We start from the raw sequence: 24,575 nt of genomic DNA, 5'->3' as shown, positions 1-24,575 counted from the left end.
TACACCGGGCGCATCAACCGCATCGGCACGGGGTCCGCGTTCTGGGCCCCCTCGTACTTCGCCGGGTCCTGCGGCGGCGCACCGCTGCGCATCGTCAAGGACTACATCGAGAACCAGAAGCGGCCCACCTGACCGTCACCACGCAAACGCAGGGACCTACGGCGCTCCGCGCCTCCGTGCCAGGGATCGCATTCCCTCCCGGCCTGAAGACCGGGATTCCCCGCGAAGATCAGGTGATGGCAGACATAGACCCGCTGGTACCTGTCCTTGCCGGGCTGGTCGTCGACAGCGTCTGGTTCCTCGACAGCTGCGACGACGGTGAAGTGGATCCCGACTCCGCGGTGAGGATGCTGGAGAGCGTGGCCTCGGTGCTCAAGGGCCTGCCGTCCGAACAGCTCGACAGGTTCCTGGTGGTGCTCAGGAGTCTGGCCGAAGTGGAGCCCGAGCCCAGTCGGCGGGAGTTCTTGGAGGCGTTCCCCTTCACCTGCGGCTTGGTCGAGGAAGAGTCCTGCACAGTCGAGACGTCTCCTGGCACGCTGGTGACATGAACGATCTCCAGGATCGAGAGCCGATTGATTCGCTCGTTGCCGCGGACTCTCCCTCATGGAGCGTCAGGGCCGCTGCAGGGCGTCGGCTGGCGGCAGTACCTCATATCGAGGACGTCGCCGAAGTCCTCCACCGCCTTTTGCTCGATGTTCAAGACACCGGAGTGACCTCGGAGACAGCCGTGGCCTTGTTGGCACGTGAGGACCTACCGGGTCTACGCGCCGTGCTCGCCGCCCTAGCCAACGCGACCAACCAGGGAACCGCTGACCAGCTCAGCGCAGAGCTCGACTGTGACCCGCGCTGGATGACCGGCAACGGCATGACCGAGCTCATCCGTCAACTCAAGACGCTGACGTCGGACGCAGATTCAGGGGTTCGCGACGAGGCCCAACGGCGACTCTCACTCCTGCGACAGAACAACTGACCTGCGGTGGTCCGTCACCACTGGCGCAAACCGCCGTCGGCCCACCTTCGGTGACACGCGGTCCAGGTTCCCTGGCACAGGTCAGGGGGCGTTCAAATGTACGCAGCTGAGGAGAGCGAAGGCCGTAGGCCGACGCTGGGTCTGATGACGGCACCGACGCCACCTCGCCGTGTGCGCACTCACTGGCTTCCCTGTCTCCGCGCTCCGGTCCGGACCGGGGCCGGTGTGGATCGTGTCCGTGTCGATGGCGTGGGGGAGCACAGCGTCGGCGGGTTCGGTGTTGCCGGATTCCGTGAGGCCCGCCGTCCCTGTCGACTCCTTCGGTTCCGTCAGGACCGGAAATTCTTCGGCGTGTTCCCGTCCGGGTAACCCCGTTCAGGGCTCCAGGACAGGAAGATTTCCTGTCCCGCATGTCGGTGCCGTCACCGCAGGGGGCTTGTGAGACGAAGCCAGTCCGGCTGCTGCTCCGTTCGGCGCCGGGTTTCCGAGGGCGCAGGCCCGTTGGGCTGTTCGCAGGCGCTGGTGGCGACGGCGGTCGCGCCACCATTCCAGTCGGTCGTGTGAGGCCTGGGGGAAGGCGGCGTTGAGTACGGTCCAGGCCCCGGCAGGTGCGGCAAGGAGCAGGATCGCCCACCAAGGGGTGTGGTTGTGGAGCAGGAGGACCGGTGAGATGACACCGGCGGTCCCGGCCAGGGGCAGGGTTCGGTTGCGTTTGTCCACCTGAAGCCTCTCTCTCCTCAACGACGGCGGGGGCTGCTCGTCCCGCGTGTGACAGCGTTCCTTCACCGAGTCAGGGGCGATGCAGTGTTGGCCTGTTGTGTGCCCCGGGTGGAGAGGTCTCTTCCACCGTGGTGGAGAGGGATGGAAGGTGTCGTCGGTTGCTCAAATCCATCGTCGAAGGGGTTGTCGATGCTGAGGGACTACTCGGTGAGGTCGCTGGCGAGGAACTCGCCGGCCTGCCGCCAGCTGTTCCGGCGGTGCCCGCCGCCCTGGGGCGCTGTGTCCCGGGGTGCTGGGCCGGTTGGGTTGACCACCTGTTAGCGTGCGCGAATGGAAGATCTGGGAGCTGTGGTTTGGCCGCCTGAGCCGGTCAGGACCGGGAGGCTCGTGCTCCGTGAGTCCGAGGTCCGGGACCGTGCGGCGTTCATCGAGCTGCTCGCCTCGCCGGAGGTGCACGCCTACCTCGGTGGCCCCCGGCCGCGTGACGAGCTCGAGCGCGAGATGCCCGGGGCGCCCGAGCGGTGGCCCGGGAGTTTCGTCGTCGAGCTCGACGGATCGATGATCGGCCAGATCCTGCTCAGGAGGGCGACGGGGCACCGCCGTCTGGCCGCCGCGGGGAAGGTCGATCTCGGCTACCTGTTCCTGCCGCGGGCGTGGGGACTCGGGTACGCCGCCGAGGCCTGCGCGGCGGCACTCGACTGGCTCGCCGGCGCGCTTCCCGGCGAGCCGGTGGTGCTCACCACCCAGAGCGCCAACGTCGGCTCGATGCGTCTGGCGGCGAAGCTGGGGTTCACCGAGGTGGAGCGGTTCGAGGCCTGGGGCGCCGAGCAGTGGCTCGGCATGCGCTCCCCGGCCACGCCGTCCGATTGAGCCTGCGACGCAACCGCCGGGGAGCACCCGCGCACCTGCGCGCGGGAGGGACCTGTGGGTTCTCGGCCAGACGCCGTCAGGAGTCGGCGCACCTGTCGTTCTCTCGTGTCGGAGAGGGGCGCTTCTCGCGCGTCCAGGCGGGCGTGGGCCCGGCGCGCGCGTGTCGGTAGTGGCCGTCGCGACGGACGCGCCGCCCACGAACTGGCGCGGAGCAGCGCCGGCCCCCTGTCCCGGTACTCCAGCGGGCTCGGCATCGAGGTCCGGCTGGAGTACCGGGGCGGGGGACCGGTACCGCGCGTGCGATCAGGCGTTCTGCGCCCCGTTGAAGACGTTGTAGGCGTCGTCGCGGTAGTAGGCGCTCACCGCCCACCACTTGTCCTGCCAGCTGTTGCCCGTGACGAAGTCGCCGGTCTGCACGGCCGAGCCGTCGTTCTGGTCGTAGTTCACGATGAGCGGCCCGCCGCTGGCTCCTCCGCCCAGTCCGATGCAGTTGTCGATCCGCGCGGTGGGCGGCTGCTCGGGGCCGGCCACCGGCTGGCCGCCGCACCAGAGCATGTGCTCCCGCTCGGCGGGGACCACTCCGGGGATGCCGATGATGTGGGCGTAGTTGTTGATGTCCCGGTTGAACCCGATCCCGGTGGCCCCGACGACATCCGCGATGTGGCGGCCGTTCAGCGTGTTCAGCACGATGAAGGCGATGTCGCCCTGCGGAGCGGGGGCGTCGACCCAGCCGGCCGACCGCCAGGTCCACCAGCCGTAGGGGGCGTTCCCCGCGTCGTAGCCGGGAGCGAACTTGAAGTCGTGCCCGCCCTCCACGCAGTGCCGGGCGGTGGCGATGACATCGCGGTTGGCGCTGGAGACGACGTTGGCGGTGCACACGCCGCCCCCGGTGAGCAGCCGCCCCGTGGTGACCCAGACGCTGGCCTTGGCGCCGGCCATCGCGTCGGCGTTGGCCTTGGCGCCGGCCTTCGGGCTGACGGTCGGCTCGGTGGCGTGGATCGTCAGCGGTCGGCCGTCGAGGGAGCTCTCCTTCTCAGGCGTCCAGCTCGTACGGCCGGCGTTCGCCGGGTTGATCACGACGTGGCTCTTGCCGCTGACCCGCTCGATCGGCTTGGCGCCCGTGGCCGGTGCGGCGGACGAGGCCGGCACGGCCATGCCGAGGGCCGCCACCGATGCCACGACTGCTGCGAGGAGACCGCGCATGCGCATGGGTGTCCTTCCTTTGCTGTGGGGTGTGCTGTCCCGTCAGCTTGGAAGCGGCATGTCAACAACGAGTCAACAACGTGTCAATGACCGGCGCGGCGACCGGCGCCGGCGACCGCGGCCAACGCCGTGATCACTGCCCTCGGCCCGCCGATGCCGCCCCTGCGACCGCTGGCAGAACACCCCACCGGCACCGATCCGAGGTACCGGTACGCCGAGGAGTTCCGGGCCTACTACCAGTACGAGCTGTCGGTCGCCCCTGGGTGGAAGGTCGGTGGCTGGGGGCCGTGGAGCTTCCGCGATCCGTCGGTGATCCGGTGCACCGCTTGCGAATCCGCCATGGTGCCGCTGCTGACGATCGCTTCCGGCGTTCTGGACGGCAGCGGCTGGGACCCGGTCGAGGACCGCGACGCGGACGGCGACATCGGCATCCAGATCGGGCGGAGCTACCGAGACTTTCGCAGTGCATCGGGCTTTAGTCCGGTGGTGAAGCGAATCCTTGGCCCGTGGGCGCGGAGCGCCGGAGTGCGTTCCGTGCAGGTTCTAGGCCGGGCGGTTCTGCTGCTCGATGTACTGGCGGAGCACGCTGATCGGTGCTCCGCCGACCGACCCCGCGAAGTACGAGCCGGACCACGGCTTCTGTGCGCGCCAGTAGTGGCGGACCAGTTCGGGATACTCCTGGCGCATCCGGCGTGAGCTGACGCCCTTGAGGCTGTTGACCAGCTTGGACAGGGCGACCTTCGGGGGGAAGTTCACCAGCAGGTGGACGTGGTTGTTCTCACCGTTGAACTCCACGATCTCGCACTCGAAGTCTTCGGCGACCGCCCGCATGATCTCCTCCACCCGTCGAAGATGGGCGTCGTTGAACACCTTGTGCCGGAATTTCGTCACGAAAACCAAGTGCGCGTGAAGCGCGAATACGCAGTGCCTGCCTGTACGGATCTCCTGATGCTCAGCCATAAACCAACTGCAGTACTGTGTCGATTGTGCAGCTTCGGTACAGCTTCCGCCTGTACCCGACGGCTGGTCAGCGTTCCTCTCTGGCCCAGGCGTTCGGGTGCGCCCGCGTCGTCTTCAACGATGCCCTTCGGGAACGTGAGGACGCGCGAGCTGCCGGGCTGCCGTTTCCGAAGGCCGCCGAGCTGTCCAAGCGGCTGACGGAGGCGAAGAAGACCCCGGAACGCGCCTGGTTGGGCGAGGTGTCCGCCGTGGTGCTGCAACAGTCCCTGCGGGATCTGGAGACCGCGTACGGAAACTTCTTCGCCTCCCTCAAGGGCACCCGCAAGGGTCCGAAGATCAAACCGCCCCGGTTCAAGTCCCGCAAGGACAACCGGCAGGCGGTGCGGTTCACCGCGAACGCCCGATGGTCGATTACACCGGGCGGCAAGCTGAACCTGCCGAAGATCGGCCCCGTGCCGGTCCGCTGGTCCCGTGTGCTGCCGTCCACCCCGTCCACCGTGACCGTGCTCAAGGACGCCGCCGGAAGGTACTTCGCGAGCTTCGTCGTGGAGACCGACCCCGACCTGCTGCCGGAGACAGGCCAGGCGGTGGGTGTCGACCTCGGGCTGACGCACTTCGCGGTCCTGTCCGACGGCCGGAAGATCGAATCACCGAAGTTCCTGCGCCGTGCCGAGAAGAAACTCAAGCGCGCGCAGCAGGCCCTGTCCCGCAAGGCCGAGGGCAGCAACAACCGCGACAAGCAGCGGGTCAAGGTCGCACGGGCACATGCCCGCGTGGCTGACGCCCGGCGCGAGTTCCACCACCAGCTCTCGACTTCCCTCGTGCGCGAGAACCAAGCGCTCGCGGTCGAGACACTGTCGGTCAAGGGACTCGCGCGCACGCGCCTCGCCAAGTCGGTGCACGACGCCGGATGGTCCGCGTTCCTGAACATGCTGGGATACAAGGCCGGCCGAGCGGGGCGCGAGTTCATCCGCATCGGACGGTTCGAGCCGACCTCTCAGGTCTGCTCGCATTGCGGGATCAAGGACGGCCCCAAGCTCCTGCACGTCCGCGAGTGGACATGCGGGGACTGCGGGACCGTCCACGACAGGGACGTGAACGCCGCCCGGAACATAGCCAAGGCCGCAGGACTTGCGGTCTCAGCCTTTGGAGCGCAGATACTGTAAGACCAGGACTCGTCCCGGCACCGCGCGGTGAAGCAGGAACCCACCCGGACGCCGCGTGTTCCACGCGCAGCGTGGAGGGAATCACCGGCCTTCAGACCGGTTGAGGATGTCAAAACATGCAGCTCTACTACTGCCCGCTCTCCTTCGAGCACCCGTGCCGGAAAGTCATGCAGTAACGGCCCTGGGTGAAATCGGGGTCGGGGCGTGACTGCTGGCGGTTCGACCGGTGGGTGAGCAGCAAACGGCGTCGCGGGCGAGGACGAGTCCGGTGCTTGTCCGGCTGCGGCGGGCCGGGCGTCGTGCGGAGCGGTCGGAGAACAGGCGTCACAACTCACCCAACCCGTGCGGCCCTTTCACCGTCACGGTCCCACCAGCATCGGGACCGTTCATCCCAGGGCCGCTAATCCGCCTCGCGGTCCCAGGGCGGCAGCTCGGTGGTCGCAGGCGGTCCGAGGTGGTCGCGCAGTTCGTGTCTGCCCAGATCCGTGAGGGCGAGGGCGCGGGTGGTCAGCCACCCGGCGGCCAGGGCGTGCCCGCAGATGGCGGTGCCGACGGCCCCGCCCAGGTGCGGGCGCCGTTCGGTCCAGTCCAGGCAGGCGCGTACCAGCGGTCTGCGGGAGGCGTCGGGCAGTGCGATGCCCAGGTCGTGGAGCCAGGCCGCCCCTTCGGCGGTGAGCGACGGATCGGCTCCCCACTCCAACAGGCCGCGGCCGGCCATCGAGTCGGTGACGGCCAGGCCCAGTTCTCCGGCCAGGTGGTCGTAGCAGAGCCGCGCGCGGGCCAGGGCCCGCTGTCGCCCTGAGCCCGACAGTGAACGCGGCCTGGGGGTGTGGCGCGGCGCGAGTGCGGCGAGGCTCTCGATCAGGGCCATCACGCGCGGGTCGGCCATCCGCAGGTAACGGTGGCGTCCGTGGCGTTCCTCGACGAGGAGTCCGCCACGCACGAGCACGTTCAGGTGCTCGGTCGCGGACGAGGTCGTGACACCGGCACGGCGGGCCAGTTCCGTGGCCGTCCAGGCCCGGCCGTCCAGCAGGGCCAGGCAGAAGTCCGCCCTGGTGCCGTCGGCCAGCAGCCTGGCCACGGCGGCCAGGTCCACGCCGACGTCCCGGCCCTCGCGCTGATGGTCCATGTCCCCGAGTGTCGTCGATCTCGCTTCGGGCTCGGCCGAAGCGTCCGCGCCCTAACGTCCCGTACCGGCCGAGGCCACCGCGCCCTGCGCCCTACGCCCGCACACCGTCCGCCAACCGCCCTGGGAGCCTCATGCCCGCCACCGACAGCACGCCATCGAACCTCCCCGGCATCGGCCTCACAGTCACCGACGCCCCGAAGCCCACCGACGTATCGCTCATCTCCGACGCCCTGGACCGGTTCAACACCGACTCGACGGCCGTCGACGACCGCCGCCCGCTGGCCGTCCTGGTACGTGACTGCGTAACCTCCCAGGTGATCGGTGGTCTGACCGGTCGCACCTCACTCGGGCTGTTCTTCCTCGACCTGTTCTTCCTGCCAGCCGAGTTGCGCCATGGTGGCCTGGGCAATGAGATCCTGCGCCGGGCCGAAAGCGAAGCCCGCGCACGCGGCTGCCGCACGGCGGTGCTGTACACGATCAGCTTCCAGGCTCCCGGCTTCTACGCGAAGCACGGTTGGCGACGACTGGGCGAAGTCCCGTGCGACCCGCCGGGCACCAGCAGGGTCTTCATGACCAAGGACCTCGACCCGCCGACAGCCCCCTGAATCCGCAGCACCGCGGTGCTGCATGCCATCTTCTGCCCGCTCCTCAAGGACCGCAGTAGCGGGTGAGCATGCGGCCCCTGCCCGAGCGGCCGACGGGCTGGGCCCCCGCGGCCGGCAGAGCGGCGACCGGGCCGCAGGTGCGCAGGCCGGTTACGGGGAGGCTTCCGAAACGAGAACCGTTTCCAAAAACCCCGCCATCGATCGGTCAAGGTCTGGCGGAACGCGGCCGTAGCGACCGCCCGCTGCGCCAGGGTGGGCGCCATGAGACTCCTGAAACCCCGTCCTGCCCCGCGCGCGGGCCGGACGCCGTTCCGCGCGCTGCCGCTGATCGCGCTGGTCGTGGCCGGCGCGGTGATATCCCTCGGTACGGTCGTCCCGGCTGCGGCCGCGACCTCCCGGGTCGACCTGAACGTCCTCGTCGTCACCGACGGCAACCCGTGGGTCGAGGGCATCCACAAGCAACTGGTCTCCGAGGGCGTGCCGACCACCGTGGTCGACCTCACCAGCAGCAACCGTGCCACCCTCACGGCGTCCTTCCTCGCCGACGCCCTGGCCGACGGCACACCGCACGGCCACTTCGAGGGCGTCGTCCTGCCCAACGACGCGCCGAGCCAGCTCTCCGCCGCCGAACTCTCCGCCCTCACCGGCTACGAGCAGGCCTACCACGTCCGACAGGTCGACTCCTACGTGTGGCCGGGCGCCAACACCGGTCTGAGCACGCCCGCGTGGACCGGTTCGCTCGACGCGACCACCGCCACCGCGTCCTCCTCCGCCCGGGCCGACGCCTTCCGCTACCTCAACGGCCCGGTGCCGTTCGAGGGCACCGCGGGCGGCAGCGGCTCGTACGGCGCGCTGGCCACGCCGGTGCCCGACAACCCGGCCACCGGCTCGCACTTCGAACCGTTCCTCACCGAGACGGTGCCCGGCACCTCGACGCAGGGCGTGCTCGCGGGCGTCTACACCAGCGGCGGCCGCCAGCAGTTGGTCCTCACCTTCGCGTACAACTACGACCAGCAGCAGTTCCGGCTGCTCGCGCACGGGATCGTCGACTGGGTGACGCGGGGCGTCCACCTGGGCTACTGGCGCAACTACTTCTCGGCACACATCGACGACCTGTTCAACGCCAACTCCCGTTGGAGCCAGAGCGGCAAGTGCACCCCGGGCGAAGGCGACTGCGCCGCCGGCGTACCGGACACCACGCCCATCCGGATGGCCGCCTCCGACGTCACCGACACGGTGAACTGGCAGCAGCAGAACGGCTACACCCTGGACTTCCTGTTCAACGCGGGCCCGGGTGTCGAGTACCAGCAGGAGCAGGGCGGCGACGACCCGCTGAGCGACGCGCTGCTGGCGAACAAGAACAGCTTCCGGTGGGTCAACCACACCTACGACCACCCGTTCCTGGGCTGCGTGCAGGACTTCTCGGTGATCCCCTGGCGGTGCCAGACCGACGCCACCGGGGCCATCGAATACGTCGACCAGGCCACCATCAGCTCCCAGATCACCCAGAACATCCAGTTCGCCCAGGCCAACGGCCTCCCGTTCCGGCCGAACGAGCTGGTCGCGGGCGAACACTCCGGCACCGTGATGCTGCCGCAGCAGCCCGACGACAACCCGAACTTCCTGGCCGCGCTGAGCGCCGACAACATCCAGTGGCTCGGCGTCGACGCCTCCCGCGAGAGCGGGCAGCGTCAGATCGCCTCCGCGCTCGGTACCCCGCGCCACCCGGTCAACGTGTTCTACAACGTCTCCACCCAGGCCGACGAGGTGAGCGAGTACAACTGGCTCTACACCTCCAAGGCGAACGGCGGCAGCGGCAACTGCGAGGCCAACCCGGCCACCACGACCTGCATCGCACCGCTGGACCCGACCACCGCCTGGTCGAGCTACGTCCTGCCGCTGCAGGTCAGGATCACCCTCGGGTACGTGCTGTCCAACGACCCGCGGCCCTTCTTCATGCACCAGTCCAACCTGACCGACGACAAGCTGGCCCTGCAGACCCTCACCGGCATCCTGTCCACCTACCGCACCTGGTTCACCGCGGACACCCCGGTGATCAACCAGACCCTCACCGACTCCGGGACGGTCCTCCAGCAACAGGCCGGCTGGCAGCAGGCCCAGAACACGGGCTCGGCCACCGGCTACGTCCAGGGCGGCGTGGTCACCCTCCAGGGGACCTCCGGCACCGCCGTGCCGGTCACCGTGCCCGCCGGCACCACCGTCACCGGCGGCGCCACCTTCGGCGCCGCGTACGGCGGCGAGCAGTCCGCGAACACCACGCTCGGCGCGACGGCGACCGCACTCACGCTGCCCACGAACGTGTTCGGTACGGTGGCCGACTCGACCCCCACCGGCCCGGGCGCGGAGCTCGCCTCCTACGCCAAGGGCTCCCCGCACGACGTGCGCCGCAACGGCGACGCCATCGTCATCACCGACCCGACCGGCACCCACGTCCTGCCGAAGCTCGCCGGCGCGCCGGAGGAGCAGCTGCACATCGGCGACCACCACCACAACCCGTACAACGCCGTCCCGAAGGCACCGGCCAAGAAGTAGCCCGCACCGCGCACCTCGCACCCCGTACCGCGGCGGCGGCCCGCACGAGCGCTCCCCGGCCCGTGCGGGCCGCCGCCCGCAGCCGGCCCGGCTACGCGGTACCGACGGTGAGCCGGGTGATGCTCCCGACCACCTCGGTGTCGGTCGCGTCGAGCAATGAGGCCCGCACGGCCGCCGTGTCACCCGCGACGTAGCGGCTCTGGTTCAAAGTCGTGACCGGGACGGTCGCTTCGACGTTCGCGCCCGTGCAGTTCGGGGTGAAACGGGCGTAGCCAAGGGCGCCGGACGTACGGTCCTCGGCGGTCACGGTCGCGGACGCGACGAAACCGCCGGCGTCGCAGGAGTACGCGATGGTGACGTTCACCGTCGCCGAGGCGCCACCGGAAACGGTCGCGCCGTCGACCCGCACCCCGGTGCCGGCGTGCGCCGGGGCCGCTGCGAGCACCGCCCCCGCGAGCAGTACGGGTACGCCGAGCAGAGTCACGATCCTGCCGTTCATGATGCCCCTCCCAATGCCGATCACCGGTGTCACACCGATGACGACGGTACGGACCGGCCAGACGGCGGTCGATCCCGGAGTCCTTCCCGGGGTGATACGCCGGGACCGGCACCACCGGCAGCGTCACCGCCGTGACCTGCAAAACTGACCTGACAATACATCATCAATACCAACTGGCAAGGAGGTTGACTCAGGTCGTGGAGTCACTCCACCTGACCTCTGCGGCGCCGCTGGACCCGTCCTCCGCCCGCGCGGCCCGCAGCTCTTGCCGCGGGCCCGGGCCTCGGCGACGACATGCACGCGGCCGCCGCCAGATAGCCCGTCGGCCTCGCAATCCGGCCTGGCTCCCGTCCTACCCCGTCTCGTTGCGCTGCGACAGCGAGGACCGTAGGCCACCGCCGCCCCGATGTGCCTGGCTTGTGTGCAGGTGACAGGGGTTCAGGTGCCGTGGTGGGCGGTGTGCCCGGGAAGGGGGCCGTAGGCGGTGCAGTAGCCGCAGTCGCAGGTGGTGAGGGAGTTGGCCTGGCAGTGGGCGGTGGGCCAGGCCCAGGAGGTGCAGGGCCCGGGGTCGACGGGGGTACCGTCGTCGGGCAGGGCGCGTCGGCACCAGTCGCACCGGACGGAGGCGGGCACGCCGGCCTGGCGCAGCTGGCGGGCTGCGGGGGCGGCGATCTCGAACGGAACGTCTTCCCGTACGGTGGCAGGTGCGCTGTCCAGGAGCTGCTTGCTGTACCACAGACTCAGGCCGGTGACCGCGCGTACCGCCTTCAGGGCCGTCGCCCCGCCAGGCGAGCCACCGCTCACCACGATCGTGAACTGCGGATCCTCCACGAACCCCCCTTGGTCGGTCAGTGTCGTGTCCGCTGCCAGTCAACCGCCCGGGCCCGCGCCCGGCCACAGGTTTTCCACACCGGCCGCGCCGTCAGACCCCGACACCCGGCCGTGGTGCCGTCGGTACCTTGGTTGAAGGCCTCTGCCGTTCTGGTGGCCGTGTTGTAGACCGTGTAGGGAGAACTGCGGAATGCCCATCCGTCGGTCATCGTCCAGGCCCCCAGTCGGTGGCCCGGTTCAAGGTCGCCGGAGAGAACGGAGACGTCGGTGCCGGCGGCGAAGACCTTGAGGCTGTTGGTGACGGGGTTGTGGAGGAGGGCGGGCGCGCCGGTGGGTTCGACGCGGTGCGGCGGTTCCCATCAGGTGGTGGGGACCGCCGCACTGGACGTTTCCGGGGGTCAGTACGAGAAGGACCATTTCTGGGTGGGGATGTTGTAGAAGGTCCACTGCTGGGCATGGGCGCCGTCGGTCTTGAGCGAGTCGTCGATCTCCAGGACCTTGCCGCTGTTGCGGTTCTTCAGGGCGTAGCCGCCGGCGGCCTTGACGAGGTCCCATTTCTGGGTGGGGAGGCCGTAGAAGGTCCACTGTTGGGCGCGGGCGCCTTCGGCGACGAGGGAGTTCTCGATCTCCAGGGCCTTGCCGCTGTTGGAGTTGCGTACCTCCCAGCCGTCGCCGGCCCAGTGGAAGATCCAGCGGGCGGTGGGCAGGCTGTGGCAGGTCCACTGCTGGGCGAGGGCGCCGTCGGTCATGAGGGAGTTGTCGATCTCCAGGCACTTGCCGCTGTTGGTGTTGACGAGTGGGGTCTTCCAGTCAACGACGCGGATCTGTTGGATCCAGGTGGTGAGGTCGTCGGTGCGGGTGTTGTAGGCGCCGGTGTGGGTGGTTTCGGTGGAGCCGAGGCAGTTGTTCTGCCAGGAGCGGCTGTTGAGGGCGGCGAGTTCGTAGTGGTCGCCGACCGGCCGTAGTGCGGGGCCGCCGGTGTCGCCCTTGCAGACGGCGGCGTCCGCGGGGGTTTTGGCGGTGATGGCGAGGCCGGTCGGGTCGATGGCGCCGACGGTGAAGGCTGCGCTGTGGAGCTGGTCGGGCACCCACTCGGTCTTGGTGCGGCCGTAGCCCGCCACCCGTAGTTCCTCACCGGCGGTGGGGGCGGTGGTGGACAGGGCGAGCGGGGTGATGTCGGTGACCGGGTTGGCCAGGCGTGCCATGACCAGGTCGCGGTCCGCGCGGGGGACGAGTTCGACGACGTCGCGGACCTGGCCCGCCGTGGTGGCGTCAGGGCGACCGACGGTGACGGTGGTCTTGAGTGCGGGCGCGCCGGCGGGCAGGGCCGTCGGCTGGTCGGGGTTGTCGGCGAAGCAGGAGGCGGCGGTGACGACCCAGAACGGGTCGATCAGGGCGCCGCTGCAGGCGCGTCTGCCATCGCCGATGTCGATCTTGGCGGTGAACGCGTAGGAGCCGGTCGGCGCGATGTCACCGCTGACGGCGGGCGCGGGCGTGCCGGTGAGCAGGGCACTGGTGAGGACGGCGGCGGTGACGGCCCCGGTCGTCCAGACAGTACGTGAGCGTGAGCGAAACATCAGGATCTCCCCCTGCCGGCCTTGACGGCGTGTGAGCCTCGACGGTCGAGGAACTGCGGACACGGGCTGAGGGGTACAGGGCCCTCGGGTGGTCGGCTACGGTCACTTGGGTGCCCGGCGGACCATGATGGACCAGTCGGACCAGCCTGCGCCGTTGGCGTTGGATGCGTGGGCCATGAGGCCGGTGATGCGGGCGAAGACCTCTGCGGTCTTGGTGTCCGGGTTGTAGACGGTGGTGGGGCTGCCGCTGAACTTCCAGCCGCCGGTCATCGTCCAGGCTTCCCAGCCTTTGGTTCGGGTCCAGGTGGTGCGGTACAGCGATCGGTCCGTGCCGGTCGCGAAGAGTTCGAGGGCGTTGGTGATCGGGTTGTACAGGACTGCGGGGGTACCGGCGAACTTCCAGTCGCTGGGGCCGATGAGTGACCAGGTGGACCAGCCTGCGCCGTTGGTGTTGTAGATGTGGGCCATGGTGCCGTCGGCGGTCAGGGCGAAGACCTCTGCGGTCTTGGTGTCCGGGTTGTAGACGGTGGTGGGGCTGTCGGTGAACTTCCAGTCGCCGGTCATCGTCCAGGATCCCCAACCGGTGGCACGGGTCCAGGTGGTGCGGTACAGCGATCGGTCCGTACCGATCGCGAAGAGCTCAAGGGCGTTGGTGACCGGGTTGTAGACGACGGCGGGAGTGCCCGTGAAGTGCCCCCCGGCGCCGATGAGTGACCAGGTGGACCAGCCGGCGCCGTTGGTGTTGTAGATGTGGGCCATGGTGCCGTCGGCGGTCAGGGCGAAGACCTCTGCGGTCTTGGTGTCCGGGTTGTAGACGGTGGTGGGGCTGTCGGTGAACTTCCAGTCGCCGGTCATCGTCCAGGATCCCCAACCGGTGGCACGGGTCCAGGTGGTGCGGTACAGCGATCGGTCCGTACCGATCGCGAAGAGCTCAACGGCATTGGTGACCGGGTTGTAGACGACGGCGGGAGTGCCCGTGAAGTGCCCCCCGGCGCCGATCGTGAACCAGCCGGACCAGTCTTTGCCGTCGGTGTTGTAGTGGGCGTTGGTCATGGTGCCGTCGGTGGTCAGCGTGAAGATCTCTGCGGTCTTGGTGTCCGGGTTGTAGACGGTGTTGCGGCCCCCGGTCCGACTGGCCATCACAGCGGACCATGCTGAGGTGGTCTGTTGGATCCAGGTGGCGAGGTCGTCGGTGCGGGTGTCGTAGGCGCCAGTGTGGGTGGTTTCGGTGGAGCCGAGGCAGCCGTTCTGCCAGGAGCGGCTGTTGAGGGCGGCGAGTTCGTAGCGGTCGCCGACCGGCCGTAGTGCGGGGCCGCCGGTGTCGCCCTTGCAGACGGCGGCGTCCGCGGGGGACTTGGCGGTGATGGCGAGGCCGGTCGGGTCGACGGCGCCGACGGTGAAGGCGGCGCTGTGGAGCTGGTCGGGCACCCACTCGGTCTTGGTGCGGCCGTAGCCCGCCACCCGAAGTTCCTCACCAGCTACGGGGGCGGCGGCGGACAGGGCGAGCGGGGTGATCTCGGTGACGGGGTTGGCCAGGCGTGCCATGACCAGGTCGCGGTCGGTGCGGGGGACGAGTTCGGCGACGTCGCGGACCTGGCCCGTGGTGGTGGGGTCGGTGCGGCCGATGGTGGCGGTGGTCTTGAGTGCGGGTGGGCCGGCGGGGACGGTTGCCGGTTGGGCGGGGTTGTCGGCGAAGCAGGAGGCGGCGGTGATGATCCAGTACGGGTCGATCAGGGCGCCGGAGCAGGCGCGTGTGCCGTTGCCGATGTCGATCCTTGCGGTGAACGCGTAGGAGCCGGTCGGCGGGGTGTCACCGCTGACGGCGGGCGCGGGCGTGCCGGTGAGCAGGGCACCCGTCAGGGCGGCGGCCGTGACGGCCCCGGTCGTCCAGGCGGTACGTGAGCGTGAGCGAAACATGGGATGACGTTCCTTCGTTGCCGTTGCGACCGGTGGGTGACTCTGTAACGGGTCGGTGCCCGCTCGGCAGTGGCCCGACGGGCGCGGGGTCAGCCGGTGACGCGGAGTTCGACGAGCATGGTCGACTTCTGGCCGGCGCCCTCGCCGACGCCGGTGATCCCGCCCTTGGGGATGTCCACGGTCTGGGCGACGCCGTCGGCGGTGAGGTTGGCGCGAACCGCGCGGTCGTTGGTCTGGATGAGGAACGTCTGCGGCAGTTCGAGGGTGAGCTGGCCGACGGTGCCGTTCACCCGGAAGCAGACCGAGGGACCGCCGGCCGGGTTGGGGACGGCCCGGCTCCAGAGCTGGATCTGGGTGGCGGTGTTGCAGTCGGCGAGGAGGATGTGGCCGTCTCCTCGCAGGAGCTTCAAGCTCGGGAAGGGGCTGGCGCCCGGGTAGCTGAAGTCCTCGACCGCCGGCGGCGGGGTCGGGTCGGCGGCCGCGGCAGCCGGGGCGGCGGCGGGCCGGGTGGCGGGGGAGGAGGAGTCGGCCGAGGCGGCGGCCACGGCGGTGAAGGTGACAACGGCGGCAAAAGCGGCAGTCGTCAGCCGGCTGAGCGTGCGGCGGCTCATCCGATTCCCTTTCTGGGCTGATCATGCAGACAGATCTGCAGATGCCAAAAGTATCGAGGATGCGTCCGTTTTCGCCTGGAAACTCAGGGCGCCGGGACGCGAAGAACGCACCGTCCACCCTGAGGGGATCATCAAGGGAAAGTCAAGGGTCACTATTGTGCCTCGACCCTGAATATCGCCGACACGTGTGGAAATCCGTGCATGGCGCCCCATAAGGCCCGATGTCCGGCAAGGTTTGGCCGCCTACCTCACCCGTCCCACCAGGAGCAGGGGCCCCGGTTCTGTGAATCCGGAACTCCTGTCATCGGCTCGGGGACTGGAGCGGGGAACTCCATTTCCGGACCCTGGTTCCGGCCGCTCGAAATATTTCTGCCAGGGGTGGACCGGGCCCATGAATTCGTGCTCTTCTTTCACGTAATGCCAATAGCCAGGCCGTGCTCGAACGAGGCCTGAGTGAGATCCGGGGGGTTTTCTCGTGACGCAGGGGTGGGGTGGTTATGCCATGCGCAGAAGGCGACGCCGAGTACTGGCGGGCATGAGCCGGGTGTGGCTGGGGATGTTGCCGCTGGCCCTCGTCGCGGGGCTGCTGGGGACGAACCCCGCCTCGGCGGGCGACGGCGACGGGCAGCCGGTGCCGCTGACGGACCGCGCCCGGGTGGTGGCGTTTTGGAAGGACGGCGGTCCGGCGGTCAAGTCCGCGGCCGAGACGGCGCTCACCAGCTCGGACGGCGGGGCCGTACAGAACTTCCTGAACAACGGTCGGTCGGCTGCCCAGGTGCAGGACGACCAGGTCAGCGCCGCGCAGATCTTCACGCTGGGCGGGGCGGCCGTGCGGGAGGCGGCGCGCAAGGCGCTGGTCGGCACGCCGGACGAGCTGCGCACCTTCCTGGAGGGTGGCTGGCAGGAGCCGCTGAAGGCCGATCAGCAGGTGAAGGCCGCCTCGCTGATGAACGGTGCCGGGGCGGGCGTGCAGGCGGCCGCGAAGACAGCGCTGAACGGCACGGCCGACGACGTGCAACTGTTCCTCAACGAGGGCCAGTACTCCGCACGCGAGGCCGATGACCGGGTCAAGCTCGTCCAGATCCTCAGCGACGGCGGCCCCAACACCCAGGCGGCCGCGCGCCTGGCCATCAACGGCTCGATCGACGACGTACGCGAGTTCCTCACCGTGGGCGTGCACGTGGCCCAGGCCCGGGACGCCGAGCGCGCCACCATCGCGCAGTTGACGCAGCAGGCCAAGGACGCCTCCGCACAGGCGGTGCGCGAGACCGAGGCTGCGAAGGAGTCCTCCGCGCAGGCGGTGGCGGCCTCGCAGCTGGCTAAGGAGTCGGCCGCGAAGGCGGCGGCCGAGACCGAGGCCGCCCGCAACGACTCGAACGCTGCGGGAGCGGCGGCCGGACGCGCGGCCGACGCCGCTGGCCGGGCCGCGGAGGCCGCTCAGAGGGCGGTGAAGGCCGCCCGCAGCGCGACCAACTCTGCCCGGACGGCCGCCAGTGCGGCTTCCCAGGCGGCCTACGCAGCCGCAGGCGCGGCGCAGGCCGCGACCGCCGCCCGCAGCGCGGCAGCCGGCGCGGCGTTGGACCGTTCCAATGCGGACCTCGCCGCGCGGGCCGCTACGGCGGCCGAGACCGCGGCGAACGAGGCTGCCACGGCCGCGGGCTCGCTCACCCAGGCCAACGCCGCTGCCGCCGCCAGCCAGCAGGCCGCCGATTCCGCGATCAGCGCGGGCGGCAACGCTGCGGCGGCCGCAGAGTCGGCAGACCAGGCCGGCGGCTTCGCCTCCGCGGCGAGCGCCCAATCGGCGCGGGCCAAGGCCGCCGCCGCCGCGACCCGCCGCCAGGCTCAGGAGGCGACCCGCGCCGCGACCGCCGCCAGGTCGCTGGCCGGTGAGGCCGCGCAGGCAGCTGCCGCCGCCAAGGCCCTCGCAGACTCGGCGGCTACCCACGCCCGCAACGCCGCAGCCGCTGCCCGGGACGCGGCCCAGCACGCGGGAGAGGCTGCGCAGGCCGCCGAGCGGGCGAAGGCCCACGCCGACGCCGCGGTGACGGCCGCCCAGACGGCCAAGAACGCCGTCGACAAGGCCAACCAGGTCCATGACCTCGCCCAGCGCGCCGAGGACGAGGACCGTACGGCCCGGACCGCCACCGCAGTGGAGAAGGCGCGTACCGCCAAGGCCGCCTACGACGACAACCAGACCGCGATCGGCGAGGCCGTCCAGCAACTGCGCCGCGTCAAGGACGACGCCGACCGCCTCGCCACCGCGCTCACCCGGCCCAACCCGGACACCGCGGGCATCGCCACCGACGGGCGCAAGCTCGCCGTCATGTCGATCAAGATCGCTGGCCCATGGGAGAACGCGGCCGCAGAGGTCGCGCTGTCCGGCGATGACACGGCCGTGCTGGACTTCGTGCGCACCGCACGGAGCCAGGCGATTGCCCTCGACGACCGAGCCCGGGTGTCCAGCCTCGCCATCGGCTCCGAACTACCGGCCGTGCGCGCCGCAGCGACCGAGGCCCTCAAGGGCGACGCGAACGCGGTCGGCCTCTTCTTGACCACTGGTCAATACCAGGCTGCCGTCCCGGACTTTCAGGTCAGCGTCGCCAACATCGTCAGCGAGGGCGGCCCCGGCGTCCAGGCAGCCGGACGCGCCGCGCTGAACGGAAACGCCAACGCCCTCCGCGATTTCCTCAACAACGGCCGCTACCAGGCTCAGCTCTCCGACAACCAGGTCAAGGCTGCAGCTCTGCTCCAGTCCGGCGGCAAAGAGGTCAAGGCCGCCGCCCAGGTAGCGCTCGAAGGGCCGCCCGGGGTCCTGCGCGCGTTCATCGCCACCGGACAGTACACCGCCGCGCGCAAGGACGCCCTGGCTGCGACCTACCAGGCTGAGATCCAGCGGATGATCGTCGAGGCATCGGCCGTCACGGCCTACGCCCAGCAGAGCGCCGCCGAAGCCGTCCAGGCCGCCGCCGTCGCCCGGGACGCGGCCGGCGACGCCAAAACCGCCTCAGAACAGGCCAAGGCCGCCGCCGACCAGGCCGCCGGCTACGCGGCCGACGCCCGCACCAAGGCCGCCGCAGCCGCCGCCAGCGCGCAGAAGGCCGCCGAATCAGCCAAGACCGCCACGGCCGCCGAGACCTCGGCCCGGCACTCCGCCGCGTCCGCCGCGTACTCGGCACAGCGAGCCCAGGTCTCGGCCGACATGGCGAACTCCTCCGCACAGGGCGCCTACGCGGCGGCCGCCCAGGCCCAGGCCGACGCCCAGGCGGCCGGGCAGGATGCGGAGAAGGCCGCCCAGGCTGCGATCAACGCCTTCCTGACCTACACGGCGAAGGACACCGCGGAGAAGGAAGCGGCCCGGCAGGCTGCCGAGGCCGCCGCCGCCGACGCCGAGATCAAGGCCTACAACGAGCAGGAGCAAAAGGACGACATCGCCGCTTTGGAGGCCGAACTCCGCAAGCAGGCCGATGACGACAGCTCAGGATGGCTGAAGGACCTCGCCTTCGACATCACCCACGGCCTGCTGGACCTCGTCTCGATGGCCCCCGGCGTGGGTACCCCGGCAGCGCTGGCCAACTGCGGCATCTACGCCCTGCAGAAGGATGTCGAGAACGCAATCCTGGCCTGCACCAGCGCCATCCCGCTGGCCGGGGATGCCGCCGAGGTCGCCAAGCTCGCAAAATGGGCCGAGAAGGTACCCGGCGGCAAGAAGGTCATGGACTTCTTGGAGAAGCTCTTCTCCAAGATCCCCGGTACCTGCCTGCTCAGAAGGAACAGTTTCCCGGCCGGCACCCGTGTGCTGATGGCGGACGGAACGACCCGGCCGATCGAACGGGTGAGGGTAGGCGACCAGGTCCTGGCCACCGACCCGGATCTCGGACGCACGGTAGCCCACGCGGTCAAGGCCACCATCTACACCCCGGATGACCGCGACTTCACCGAACTGGCGGTCGTGGACGGCACCGGTCAGGTCACCACCGTGACCGCCACCGACCACCACCCGTTCTGGTCGGAGAACCGCAAGACCTGGACCGACGCCGCACTGCTCGAGACCGGCGACTCGCTGCGCAACGACCGGGGACAACAGGTCCGGATCTCCGGCGTCCGGCACTGGAGTACCGTCCAGGCGGCGTACAACCTGACCGTCGACGAGATCCACACCTACTATGTGCTGGCAGGCAGCACCCCGGTTCTCGTCCACAACGCGGACGGCGAGCCGAGTGCGGACGACAAGAAGTTCGCCAGGCAGGTCAAGCTCCCAGCGGACAACCCGGCCGTCCGGAACCGGACGATGACGGTCGCGGACTACATCGCGAAGTTCCGGCAGGGCCGCGTCCGGAGCGAGATCGGGCAGAAGTACCTGAACATGACGGTGGCAGATGCCCTCAAGCAGGCGATGACAGACAAGGACTCGCAGGCCAGGAAGCTGCTGGTCACTGAGCGGTTCGACAGAAACAGCAACTACAGGGGAAAATGCAATTGAACCCACCCGTCATCGGACCGGTCACCGGCCAATCGGATTCCTGGTTCTCCTGCCGCGTCAGATTCGCTCACCTGGCCACCAGCAGCGAGTCGCTGCTCCTGCGGACGTCCGTCTACCTATTCATCGCGGACAGCTACGAGAGCGCCCACCCACGCGCCCTGGAGATCGGCCGGCGCGAGGAACAGGTGTACCCCAACGGGGCCGGAGGAATGACCCGGATCGCCATGGTTGAGATCGAGGCGATCGATCAATTGGACGAGATCGAGGACGGCATCGAGGTCGCTTGCCTCTGGTCGGACGAAATCGAGCCCTCCCCGTACACGTGGGACCAGGAGTTCCATCCGGAAAAGTCCAAACCCTGGAACACTCTCTGAAGCTTGTTCTTCGTGGTCCGGCCTCGAATGATGTCTCGAACGGGGTCGTTCGTCCGGGAGTGTGTCGGACGTGGACACGGTCTTCGTCTGATCCTGTGCGCCACGTCCGCGATGTCCACGGGCCCGAGCAACCACCCGATGCAGCGGGAACGTGGAGACCCTCGACCCGAGGGAGGAGCCGACGGCCCCTACCGGCACAGCTTCGGAGGACTCGGAGGAGGAAGGGCGGCTTCTCCCGTTCGCGGGCAGTGCCAATGGCGACGTGCTCTTCTGGCTCTGCGACAGCCAGGACCCGGACAGCTGGGACGTCGTCGTCTTCAAGCGCCAGCCCCGTTACGAGGGGGAACGCTGGGTCCGATTCGAGGCGGGCTTCGGCGACTTCCTCCTCGGCACACTCGGCGGCACGCTGCCGAACTCGTTCAGCGACAGAGGCTTCGCCGAGCCCCCGCACGCCTACCGCAACTGGCGGCAGCCGCTGTGACTCGCACGGTGTTTACCGAGGCGGACAAGGACATCGCGGTGCGGGAGGCAACGGAGCAACTGGCCGCCGTTTGCCCCAACGAGGCGCTGACTGTGGCCGTCGCCGCTGACCGGCGTCCCCCGCGTCACCCGCCGCTGCCTCGGCGCGCTCGGCGAGTTCGGGTGTGTCCGAGGTCGCGGCCGCAGACCAGCGGCGGATCACTCCCCGGGTTCGACCCACTGCGATCGCCAGGCCGGCGGGTCGAACGGGTCGGCGAAGTACTGCGTCTCCCGCACCACCCGCCCTGCCGAGAACTCCATGATGCTCACGGTCTGTGTGGGTTTGCCGTCATAGGTGAGCACGAATTCGGTGACCCAGAGGTCGCCGGTTCCGAGGATCCTGCGCACGGTGAAGGTCCGGACCGCGGGATGTTGGGTGCGCAGTGCCTGGATGTTGCTCCTGCCGCGGATGATCTCGCCGGACTGCGGGTATTCGACGATGACGTCGTCGGCGTAGATGTCGTGTTCCGCGTCCGCGTCACCGCTGTTCGATGCGGCCCAGTGCCGGTCCAGCAGGGCCCGGGCAACCGTCGCTTCCACCGTCATGGCCCTTTCGCTCGGAACACCACGTGCCCGACGTCCTGCGACGCGGGCGCGTGTCTGGGCGGGATCGCTCCAGGGCTGGTCACTTGAGGATCTCCAGCATCCGGTTCCCGAGGACCGCGGCCGAGGCCGGGTTCTGTCCGGTCACCAGGTTGCGGTCCTCGACCATGTAGGGCTCCCAGACCGGACCGCGGCTGAAGTTGACCCCGACCTTCGCCTTCACGTCGGTCTCCAGCAGCCACGGCACCCTGGAGGCGAGTCCGACGCCGTCCTCCTCCTCGTCGGTGAAGCAGGTGATGTGGTAGCCCTTGAACGGCGACTCGCCGTGGATCCTGGTGGCCAGCATCGCGGCGGGACCGTGGCAGACGATGAACAGCGGCTTGCCCGAGGCCAGTTGCCGGGTCAGCAGCCGCCCCGCGTCGGCGTCCCACGCCAGGTCCGCCATCGGACCGTGACCGCCCGGCAGGTAGACCGCGTCGTAGTCCTCCAGGCGCACGTCCGACAGCTGCAGCGGTCGACGCAGCACCTCCGCGGAACGGATGATGGCCTCCAGTTCCAGGGCGCTGTCGTTTCCGCCGACCATCTCGGGGCGCAGGCTCATCATGTCGACGGTCGGCGTCACACCGTTCGGCGTCGCGACGACGACCTCGTGACCGGCGTCCGTGAGGATCTTGTACGGGTTCGCGAACTCCTCGGCCCAGTAGCCGGTCGCGTGCCGCGTGCCGTCCTTCAACACCCAGTATGTGGCTCCGCTGACGATGAAAAGCACTTTTGCCATGGCAGAAATCCCCTCTCGGACGCATGCCAGGAGCGGGTTCGGCGGGATGCCCCACGCAACCACGCTAGGCAGCTGCGCCGACCGCGCGCAACCCGGTGCTCCGTCGGCGCTCTGGCACACGTATCGCGCCGCCGACGGTGGCGCCCCCGGCTACGGACACATCCGGTCACATGTCGAGGACCACGTCGGCCGGGGGCGTCGAGCAGCAGATGAGCGCGCTTCCCGCGGCGGGGGGCTCCAGGGGCTGCGGGGCGTAGTCGACGTGGCCGGAGAGGAGCGCGGTCTCGCAGGTGTGGCAGATTCCGGTGCGGCAGGACCAGCGCACGGGCACGTCGCACGCCTCGGCGAGTTCGAGCAGCGTCCCGTAGTCGGGGTGCCAGGGGACGACCAGCCCGGTGCGCGCGAAGGCTACGGACGGTCCCGGGCGGCCGTCGGGAGGAGCGGCCGGCTGGTGTGGTGTCCGGGCGGGTCCGGTCACCACGCCGGGGGTGATGGCGGACGTGGCCCCGAAGATCTCGGTGTGGATCCGGGAGGGCGGCAGGCCGCAGGTCTGAAGGGCTCCGGTCATGTCCTGCATGAACGCGTTCGGCCCGCAGATGTAGGCGTCGGCGTCCGGAGGCGGTGCCAGGCCGCGGATCCGCTCGGGACTGAACCGCCCGCTGACCGTGTAGTCGACACCTGGGCGGTCGACGCCGGCCGGACGGCTGTAGGAGACGAACGAACGGCCTGCGGGCAGCTGGGAGAGCAGTGCGCGTACTTCGCCGGCGAACGGGTGGTTCTCGCCGTTCCGGGCCGCGTGCAGCCACCACACCGCGCGCTGCGAGTGCTCCGCGGCCAGGGCGTGCAGCATGGCCAGGACCGGGGTGGCGCCGACACCGGCGGACAGCAGCAGGACCGGAGTGTCCGCGTCCGCGAGTAGGAACGTGCCGCGCGGAGCGGCGACATCGAGGGTGTCACCTACCTTCACGTGCTGGCGCAGGTAGGTGCTGGCGACGCCGTTCGGTTCCTGCTTGACACTGATGCGGTACGTTTCGGCGCCCGGTCGGCCGGAGAGCGAGTAGTTGCGGATGACCGGGGAGGTCTGTGGGTCCGGTCGCAGGCGGACCGTGAGGAACTGCCCCGGCAGGGCGGCGGGGAGCGGCTCGCCGTCGACCGCCGACAGAGTGAGCGAGAAGATGTCCGCGCTCTCCGGCTCGATGCGGGCGACGTCGAGCCGACGGAACCCGGGCCAGGCCGGCGGCGGGCTGCTCGTGGTCAGCCCGCGGTTTCCACCCGCTGCGCCGGGGCCGCGGTCCGCGTCGTCGAGCAGGGCTCGCAGCGACGTCCTCCAGCCGGGGCTCAACGCGGCGATGCGCAGGGCCCGTTCGAGCTGCGGCCGGGCGTGGCCGGGCAGGTAGAGCAGCGCGTCGATCTCCGCGACGGTCATCTCCTCGGGGCCCGAGGCGATCTTCACGATCTCGTCCCCGGCCCGCACCGGCCCTTCGGACAGCACCCGCATGTAGAAGCCCGGGCGGCGATGGGACACCAGCAGGGCAGCCATCTGCGGCTCGCCGAGCCGCAACCCCACGCGGTAGCACGTCACGCGGGGTTGGGTGACCTCGAAGACCGCACCGCCGATCCCGTAGCGGTCACCGATGCACACCTCGTCGTCGGCGAGTCCGTCCACGGTGAGGTTCTCGCCGAACTGGCCGTACGTGAAGTCGTCCCGCTCCAGGTGCTCCTGCCAGTGTCGGTAGGAGCTCAACTGGTAGACCAGCACGGCTCGTTGCTCGCCGCCGTGCCCGGCGAGGTCACCCTGCCCGTCGCCGTCCAGGTTGAGCCGGCGCGCCATCACGGGCCCGGCGACGGGGTACTTCCAGACGCCGGTGCGGGTGGTCCTGCCCTGCCAGGGGACGTCCTTGGGCATGCCGACGTTCACGGCGATCAGAACGGCCATGACCTGTGCTCCTCCCGCGCTCGACAGGCCGGTGCCTGCCTCCAGCGTCGTACGGTCGGCCGCCGACCGCACCCGAAGAGCTCTGCGCGGCGCCGGGGCGCGGCGACGAGTAGATTGACATCCTCCCTGCCCTAGAGGACGGGGATTCCTAGCTCACTTCGCCTGGCCGTCAGCGACGGGCAGGGCTTACAAGATCAGCACTAGCCGGGTCGAGACCAGCCCGGACGAGCATCACCCGAGCGGAGTTCTTGTCCCTGGGAGAGGAGACTCCGCACGCGGTGCACGTATACGTTCTCTCGGAAAGCGGAAGACGGTGCTTGGCTCTCGCACCGCA

Annotated in this window: 20 protein-coding genes and 2 pseudogenes; 10 read left to right on the top strand and 12 right to left on the bottom strand. The window is 69.7% G+C overall.

Going from position 1 to position 24,575, the window contains the following annotated elements:
• The first annotated feature begins 12 nt into the window (after positions 1–12).
• The 4 genes from AB0R04_RS37560 (at position 13) to AB0R04_RS37545 (ending at position 2,560) form a co-directional block, all read left to right on the top strand.
• Positions 13–132 (top strand): transposase, encoded by a 120-nt coding sequence (locus AB0R04_RS37560; RefSeq protein WP_363378502.1) that lies wholly within the window; start codon positions 13–15, stop codon positions 130–132.
• A gap of 104 nt (positions 133–236) precedes the next feature.
• A complete protein-coding gene (locus tag AB0R04_RS37555; RefSeq protein ID WP_363378500.1) occupies positions 237–548 on the top strand; it encodes a hypothetical protein in 312 nt (103 codons plus the stop codon).
• Positions 545–970: a hypothetical protein gene (locus tag AB0R04_RS37550; RefSeq protein ID WP_363378498.1), complete on the top strand. Its 426-nt coding sequence runs from the start codon at positions 545–547 to the stop codon at positions 968–970. Before AB0R04_RS37555 ends, AB0R04_RS37550 begins: the two co-directional genes overlap by 4 nt.
• Positions 971–2,020: 1,050 nt before the next feature.
• Positions 2,021–2,560, top strand: a complete 540-nt coding sequence (locus AB0R04_RS37545; RefSeq protein ID WP_363378496.1) for a GNAT family N-acetyltransferase — start codon at positions 2,021–2,023, stop codon at positions 2,558–2,560.
• A gap of 303 nt (positions 2,561–2,863) precedes the next feature.
• Here AB0R04_RS37545 and AB0R04_RS37540 read toward each other — a convergent pair whose 3' ends face one another.
• Both AB0R04_RS37540 and tnpA read right to left on the bottom strand, forming a co-directional pair.
• The gene (locus AB0R04_RS37540; RefSeq protein WP_363378494.1) at positions 2,864–3,769 is read right to left on the bottom strand and encodes a peptidase; all 906 of its coding nucleotides are present in this window, start codon (positions 3,767–3,769) and stop codon (positions 2,864–2,866) included.
• Positions 3,770–4,306: 537 nt separating this feature from the next.
• On the bottom strand, positions 4,307–4,723 hold the full coding sequence (gene tnpA / locus AB0R04_RS37535) for an IS200/IS605 family transposase (RefSeq protein ID WP_363378492.1): 417 nt from the start codon (positions 4,721–4,723) through the stop codon (positions 4,307–4,309).
• A 26-nt stretch (positions 4,724–4,749) separates the two neighbouring features.
• Between tnpA and AB0R04_RS37530 the strand changes: the two are divergent.
• Positions 4,750–5,993 (top strand): annotated as a pseudogene (locus AB0R04_RS37530) (RNA-guided endonuclease TnpB family protein).
• Positions 5,994–6,289: 296 nt separating this feature from the next.
• On the opposite strand, the gene AB0R04_RS37525 reads toward AB0R04_RS37530, so the two are convergent.
• Positions 6,290–7,018 carry a winged helix-turn-helix domain-containing protein gene (locus AB0R04_RS37525; protein ID WP_363378490.1) on the bottom strand — a complete coding sequence of 243 codons (729 nt, stop codon included), beginning with the start codon at positions 7,016–7,018 and terminating at the stop codon, positions 6,290–6,292.
• Between the two features lie 131 nt (positions 7,019–7,149).
• Here AB0R04_RS37525 and AB0R04_RS37520 point away from each other — a divergent pair, with 131 nt between their 5' ends.
• A complete protein-coding gene (locus AB0R04_RS37520; RefSeq protein ID WP_363378488.1) occupies positions 7,150–7,623 on the top strand; it encodes a GNAT family N-acetyltransferase in 474 nt (157 codons plus the stop codon).
• A 261-nt stretch (positions 7,624–7,884) separates the two neighbouring features.
• The gene (locus tag AB0R04_RS37515; protein ID WP_363378486.1) at positions 7,885–10,176 is read left to right on the top strand and encodes a hypothetical protein; all 2,292 of its coding nucleotides are present in this window, start codon (positions 7,885–7,887) and stop codon (positions 10,174–10,176) included.
• 91 nt (positions 10,177–10,267) lie between these two features.
• Here AB0R04_RS37515 and AB0R04_RS37510 read toward each other — a convergent pair whose 3' ends face one another.
• The 5 genes from AB0R04_RS37510 to AB0R04_RS37490 form a co-directional block, all read right to left on the bottom strand.
• Complete coding sequence (locus tag AB0R04_RS37510) at positions 10,268–10,708, bottom strand: hypothetical protein (RefSeq protein WP_363378483.1); 441 nt, start codon at positions 10,706–10,708, stop codon at positions 10,268–10,270.
• 405 nt (positions 10,709–11,113) lie between these two features.
• Entirely contained in the window at positions 11,114–11,506 is a 393-nt protein-coding gene (locus AB0R04_RS37505) for a ribosomal protein L7/L12 (protein ID WP_363378481.1), read from the bottom strand.
• A 398-nt stretch (positions 11,507–11,904) separates the two neighbouring features.
• Positions 11,905–13,083, bottom strand: a complete 1,179-nt coding sequence (locus AB0R04_RS37500; protein ID WP_363378479.1) for an RICIN domain-containing protein — start codon at positions 13,081–13,083, stop codon at positions 11,905–11,907.
• A 102-nt stretch (positions 13,084–13,185) separates the two neighbouring features.
• Complete coding sequence (locus tag AB0R04_RS37495; protein WP_363378477.1) at positions 13,186–15,000, bottom strand: trypsin-like serine protease; 1,815 nt, start codon at positions 14,998–15,000, stop codon at positions 13,186–13,188.
• Between the two features lie 89 nt (positions 15,001–15,089).
• A complete protein-coding gene (locus AB0R04_RS37490; RefSeq protein ID WP_363378475.1) occupies positions 15,090–15,611 on the bottom strand; it encodes a hypothetical protein in 522 nt (173 codons plus the stop codon).
• A gap of 502 nt (positions 15,612–16,113) precedes the next feature.
• Here AB0R04_RS37490 and AB0R04_RS37485 point away from each other — a divergent pair.
• The 3 genes from AB0R04_RS37485 to AB0R04_RS37475 all read left to right on the top strand — a co-directional run bounded on the left by AB0R04_RS37485 (position 16,114) and on the right by AB0R04_RS37475 (position 20,946).
• The gene (locus AB0R04_RS37485; RefSeq protein ID WP_363378473.1) at positions 16,114–20,091 is read left to right on the top strand and encodes a polymorphic toxin-type HINT domain-containing protein; all 3,978 of its coding nucleotides are present in this window, start codon (positions 16,114–16,116) and stop codon (positions 20,089–20,091) included.
• Positions 20,088–20,465 (top strand): DUF4288 domain-containing protein, encoded by a 378-nt coding sequence (locus tag AB0R04_RS37480; protein ID WP_363378471.1) that lies wholly within the window; start codon positions 20,088–20,090, stop codon positions 20,463–20,465. Before AB0R04_RS37485 ends, AB0R04_RS37480 begins: the two co-directional genes overlap by 4 nt.
• A 262-nt stretch (positions 20,466–20,727) precedes the next feature.
• Entirely contained in the window at positions 20,728–20,946 is a 219-nt protein-coding gene (locus tag AB0R04_RS37475; protein WP_363378469.1) for a hypothetical protein, read from the top strand.
• A gap of 197 nt (positions 20,947–21,143) precedes the next feature.
• Here the strand turns inward: AB0R04_RS37475 and AB0R04_RS37470 are convergent, their stop codons facing one another.
• From AB0R04_RS37470 to AB0R04_RS37455, 4 genes and pseudogenes are all read right to left on the bottom strand, one after another.
• Positions 21,144–21,530, bottom strand: coding sequence for a nuclear transport factor 2 family protein (locus tag AB0R04_RS37470; protein ID WP_363378467.1), 387 nt, complete (start codon positions 21,528–21,530; stop codon positions 21,144–21,146).
• A 79-nt stretch (positions 21,531–21,609) separates the two neighbouring features.
• A complete protein-coding gene (locus AB0R04_RS37465; RefSeq protein ID WP_363378465.1) occupies positions 21,610–22,305 on the bottom strand; it encodes a type 1 glutamine amidotransferase domain-containing protein in 696 nt (231 codons plus the stop codon).
• 166 nt (positions 22,306–22,471) lie between these two features.
• Complete coding sequence (locus AB0R04_RS37460) at positions 22,472–24,241, bottom strand: MOSC and FAD-binding oxidoreductase domain-containing protein (RefSeq protein WP_363378463.1); 1,770 nt, start codon at positions 24,239–24,241, stop codon at positions 22,472–22,474.
• Between the two features lie 169 nt (positions 24,242–24,410).
• A pseudogene (locus AB0R04_RS37455) lies at positions 24,411–24,575 on the bottom strand (RNA-guided endonuclease TnpB family protein); the annotation flags it as partial.

The sequence above is a fragment of the Kitasatospora sp. NPDC056731 genome (assembly GCF_040687675.1).
Classification (GTDB): Bacteria; Actinomycetota; Actinomycetes; order Streptomycetales; family Streptomycetaceae; genus Kitasatospora.
This window is presented reverse-complemented; position numbering and strand designations above follow the sequence as displayed.

Excerpts from the sequence above, each read along its gene's own strand:
- AB0R04_RS37555 (WP_363378500.1), top strand. The coding sequence starts at position 237 with ATGGCAGACATAGACCCGCTGGTACCTGTCCTTGCCGGGCTGGTCGTC.
- AB0R04_RS37550 (WP_363378498.1), top strand. The coding sequence starts at position 545 with ATGAACGATCTCCAGGATCGAGAGCCGATTGATTCGCTCGTTGCCGCG.
- AB0R04_RS37545 (WP_363378496.1), top strand. The coding sequence starts at position 2,021 with ATGGAAGATCTGGGAGCTGTGGTTTGGCCGCCTGAGCCGGTCAGGACC.
- AB0R04_RS37540 (WP_363378494.1), bottom strand. The coding sequence starts at position 3,769 with ATGCGCATGCGCGGTCTCCTCGCAGCAGTCGTGGCATCGGTGGCGGCC.
- tnpA (WP_363378492.1), bottom strand. The coding sequence starts at position 4,723 with ATGGCTGAGCATCAGGAGATCCGTACAGGCAGGCACTGCGTATTCGCG.
- AB0R04_RS37525 (WP_363378490.1), bottom strand. The coding sequence starts at position 7,018 with ATGGACCATCAGCGCGAGGGCCGGGACGTCGGCGTGGACCTGGCCGCC.
- AB0R04_RS37520 (WP_363378488.1), top strand. The coding sequence starts at position 7,150 with ATGCCCGCCACCGACAGCACGCCATCGAACCTCCCCGGCATCGGCCTC.
- AB0R04_RS37515 (WP_363378486.1), top strand. The coding sequence starts at position 7,885 with ATGAGACTCCTGAAACCCCGTCCTGCCCCGCGCGCGGGCCGGACGCCG.
- AB0R04_RS37500 (WP_363378479.1), bottom strand. The coding sequence starts at position 13,083 with ATGTTTCGCTCACGCTCACGTACTGTCTGGACGACCGGGGCCGTCACC.
- AB0R04_RS37495 (WP_363378477.1), bottom strand. The coding sequence starts at position 15,000 with ATGTTTCGCTCACGCTCACGTACCGCCTGGACGACCGGGGCCGTCACG.
- AB0R04_RS37490 (WP_363378475.1), bottom strand. The coding sequence starts at position 15,611 with ATGAGCCGCCGCACGCTCAGCCGGCTGACGACTGCCGCTTTTGCCGCC.
- AB0R04_RS37485 (WP_363378473.1), top strand. The coding sequence starts at position 16,114 with ATGCGCAGAAGGCGACGCCGAGTACTGGCGGGCATGAGCCGGGTGTGG.
- AB0R04_RS37470 (WP_363378467.1), bottom strand. The coding sequence starts at position 21,530 with ATGACGGTGGAAGCGACGGTTGCCCGGGCCCTGCTGGACCGGCACTGG.
- AB0R04_RS37465 (WP_363378465.1), bottom strand. The coding sequence starts at position 22,305 with ATGGCAAAAGTGCTTTTCATCGTCAGCGGAGCCACATACTGGGTGTTG.
- AB0R04_RS37460 (WP_363378463.1), bottom strand. The coding sequence starts at position 24,241 with ATGGCCGTTCTGATCGCCGTGAACGTCGGCATGCCCAAGGACGTCCCC.